The organism is Corynebacterium sp. DNF00584 (assembly GCF_001552965.1).
GTDB lineage: Bacteria > Actinomycetota > Actinomycetes > Mycobacteriales > Mycobacteriaceae > Corynebacterium > Corynebacterium phoceense.
This window is the reverse complement of record NZ_KQ959758.1, coordinates 1-3,461: the sequence shown is the minus strand read 5'-3', so window position 1 is coordinate 3,461 and position 3,461 is coordinate 1. Positions and strand designations below refer to the sequence as shown.

Genomic DNA, 3,461 nt, shown 5'->3' with positions numbered 1-3,461 from the left:
CGCCGGTGGCCAGACCCTGGACTTTTTACCTCTCTCCGAAGCAGAACGTGGCCGCAGCGAAACGTTTCCTGGCCAAGGCCGTCAGACCAAGACAACAAGCGAGATGACTTATTGACACCATCGAAAACAAGAGTTCGACAGGCGAGAGCGGGAGTTAGGATGTAAATCCCCACACTTGCAATCCTCGACCGCTCAAGTTCAGAAAAACAAAGAAACCGGAGGTCACAAACCCTTTCGAGTTTATTACTTCCGGTGGTGCAGTTTGTTCAACTGCTCACTGTGTGATGTTCACGATGGCAGCTCAGCATGGCTTTTCAAAAAGCGTATCCCGTACTGTGGATATGAATTCTCCCGAGAATTAACTACACCCACACCCCACCCTTGTTGGCACAAATACAGCCTTAAAATCACCGTCTCACCGGTCGGCGACAGCGTATAACACAAAGAGGTGACATGAAAAATGCCCACCCAGAAAAGTCCAGGTGAGCATTAGAACATACGTTTAAGATTATTTCCCAGACAATTAAGTCCTGGGCGGCACCTTGGCCAGGTCTCGGCCAGTGTCCTCACGGACCATGCGGAGTCGTCGTGTCATCGAGTCCTGACCTGCGGTTTTCCGCTCAAATTGCTCTTGAATTGCCAGGTTCGTCGAGGCCACCCACAGCGCGAGTGTGATGTAGAGCATCGGCTCACGCCGAACACCACGCTTGAACGATTCCATGCCAGTAACGTGCGGGGATTTCATAATTGAAAAACGTTGCTCGGTAATAGCACGGGCTGCCTCATAATAGGTTGCGTGCTCCCAGGAGCCAGGAACAAGCCCCCACTGGGCACGTTTCCACTGTTCAGAGGTAAACGTGTGGGTAATGCTGGATTTGGAGCAGCATTTATAGTGATCTGCACTCCAGCTAGGTGAAATCTCCGGGGCATCCTCGGATGCGAGCGTCATCGACGCCGGTTTAAGCGGACATCGCACTCGCCCCTGCACGGCAGGGCAGACCAAATCGATTTTCACCGGCTTCTCTGAATTGTCTTCCTGCATACGAGGGCGGCCACGGCCTTGACGCGCCCGATAAGGCCTCGAATTAGTCCCCATGATCAGCGGGAATAACGCTTCGAGTCGAGCATCGTGGCGCTCAAAATCATCGTCCTCTCCAAGCAGCTCCATCGTGCGTCGAACTATTTTGCCGTCACCTGCGATCCCACGCGCAGCAGGACAATAAAACTCACCAGCGATTTGCAGTGGTCCACTGGCAGGCTCGTCCCCTGCAGCGCTGTCAGATGCGAAAACCGTACGCCAGGACTTGGGATAGCGAACCACCGGAGCATAGCCTGCGGCAAGAAGCGCGTCGTTAAAGTGCTGTTTGACGTTGTAGCCCATGTCGACGGTCAGCAATGGCAAACGGCCACGCTTAATGCTCTGGTCAAACCCATTTTCTTGATGAAAACGAATAGCACGCGCCAAACCCTGCACCGAACCTGAGCTGGGTTTATCGATTGAAATCCCTGTAATCACCGGCGCAACCGAGTACACCGCTTTCGGTGGTCCGACGCGGCATACCGCAGTAATACCGACCGCCACACCTCCCTTGGTACTACGCCGGGTACCCAGCTCGGCGTGCAGGGAGTGATCCTCGCGATCGCGGATATAGTATGCACCCGAGTACGCGGCTCCGCGGCGTTTCGTATCGCGGCTGCCTAACCCCATCGATTGGCCTGCCAAGTCGATGATGGTCTCGTCGGCGATGATATCGCCGCGATATCCTTTGGGAGCTTGCTCATGGATTGAGCCTGCCACCAAGGCGTTGACAACTTGGTGGAGCCTTTCAGATGCAACCTCGGAGGCTTGTTCTTGCTCCGGAGAGCGCGCGGCCATCATTCGACGATGATCCCCATTTTTCACACGACGCGCAGGAGCGTCCGGCAGTGAATCAAGTGGTTCAAGCCGCCGTGTTAGCCACATGGCAAAAGCACGATAGGTCCCCTCGCCACAGGAAAGATCTAAGCCAAGCCGCTCCTGTTGGGCAGGGTCTAGAGTCCATAGGGTGCGCCAAATCTCCGCCATCGAGGGCACACGCCGAATACCAATCAAAGCCAAACCCACAGTAAGCACACCCAGCATCGAATACTGTGGCCCGGTGGATTTGCGTCCGCCCACGCCACGGTCCTGGTGAAAATAGAAATCAATCATTTGGTGAGCACCGGATTTTTCAATCACAGCCGCGCAGCTGTCCACATAGTCCGGCGAGATCATCACCCTCTGCTCCTGCACCGCAACTGTCATTAGAGGTCCTCCCCTTTACAGTGCAGCAAAGCTCTTGCCTCATCCTCCGGCGAAAACTTCGGCAGATCCGCTTCCAAATCGTGCAGCACCCGCAGATCAGCAATGCCTGCCATTTTCATCAGCATTGCAGCCGGGACCCCCGGGTCGGAGGCCAGTTTTACCACCCAACGGTTTCGCAGCGCCGCCGCATTAAATCCAGGAAACCCCTGCTCAACGAGCTCTTCCGCCACATGACAGATGGCGTTTCGAGGCATGGTTTCCCCCACGATAGGAAACACGTAACCCTGGCCGACCTCGCGTGCCCGAGTCAAAAGGCGATGACCTCGAACTGGGCATACGACCGGGACCACACGAGAGACAACACCCTTTTTCCTCACAGCAATCTGGACCACCGTGCGCTCTGGCAGCTCAAGAGGGGAAATGTCGCTTCCTCGCAGGTGACGGATCTCCTGAGACGACAGCCCCGCGCCCGTAGTCAGATCTAAGATCGTCAGCAGTTGCGCGCGCAGCATCGGTCGGAGGTTCGGAGCAATCGCATACAGCTCGGTCTCCAGTGAGAGCCGCGCAGCCGGGACAGCCTTGCGGCGCGGTCCTCGTTGACGATGTGGTTCAGGAAATTCGTGAGGATACAGCGTCCGGCCTGCCGCATAGAGGATTGTCCGGTATGTGCGCTGTGACCTGCGAGAAAAGACGTCATCCCGGAAAAGCCATTTATCCACCGCAGGGCGCGTCAGCGCTCGCTCTTCGTCAACACTGTTGAACAAAAGCGCCTCATCGTAGAGGTATCGCGCCACCACGCGGGTCGCCTTGGCATCAGCGACCTCGTCGATAGCTCGGGTGTGCGCTTGGACAAGCGCTGCACGGTCAATGGCGTCACTCCGCAGTGGTCCCGCTGGACGCTGGATTCCGAGCTCCTTTAGTCTCAGATAACGATCTGTATCAGGCAGCGTGCGTCGAGTAAGTCGCCGCACCCTCGACGGCGATGCCTGACCAATCACCGACACAGCAGGAATACCCTCGTGCCTTGATTTCTCTACAGCTGCGGGTGCCGCTGCAAGGGCCGTGAATCTACCCACGCGCGCTCACCACCCTCAGGCTTGAGGCGTTGGATCGAGTGGCACTGTTGCTAAATATTTTGAGGCATGAGGTTACCCTCGTTTAGTGGACACCCTATTTG

General features: G+C 56.3%; 2 protein-coding genes and 1 pseudogene. 1 reads left to right on the top strand and 2 read right to left on the bottom strand.

Features of this window, described 5'->3' with window-relative positions:
* Nucleotides 1-86: pseudogene (locus HMPREF0307_RS12980) on the top strand (IS6 family transposase); the annotation flags it as partial.
* A gap of 437 nt (nt 87-523) precedes the next feature.
* Here the strand turns inward: HMPREF0307_RS12980 and HMPREF0307_RS08140 are convergent.
* Both HMPREF0307_RS08140 and HMPREF0307_RS08135 read right to left on the bottom strand, forming a co-directional pair.
* A complete protein-coding gene (locus HMPREF0307_RS08140; RefSeq protein WP_231725121.1) occupies nt 524-2,284 on the bottom strand; it encodes a hypothetical protein in 1,761 nt (586 codons plus the stop codon).
* A complete protein-coding gene (locus HMPREF0307_RS08135) occupies nt 2,284-3,081 on the bottom strand; it encodes a hypothetical protein (RefSeq protein ID WP_231725120.1) in 798 nt (265 codons plus the stop codon). The genes HMPREF0307_RS08140 and HMPREF0307_RS08135 overlap by 1 nt, the downstream gene beginning before the upstream one ends.
* Nucleotides 3,082-3,461 lie beyond the last annotated feature (380 nt).

Excerpts from the sequence above, each read along its gene's own strand:
- HMPREF0307_RS08140 (WP_231725121.1), bottom strand. The coding sequence starts at position 2,284 with ATGACAGTTGCGGTGCAGGAGCAGAGGGTGATGATCTCGCCGGACTAT.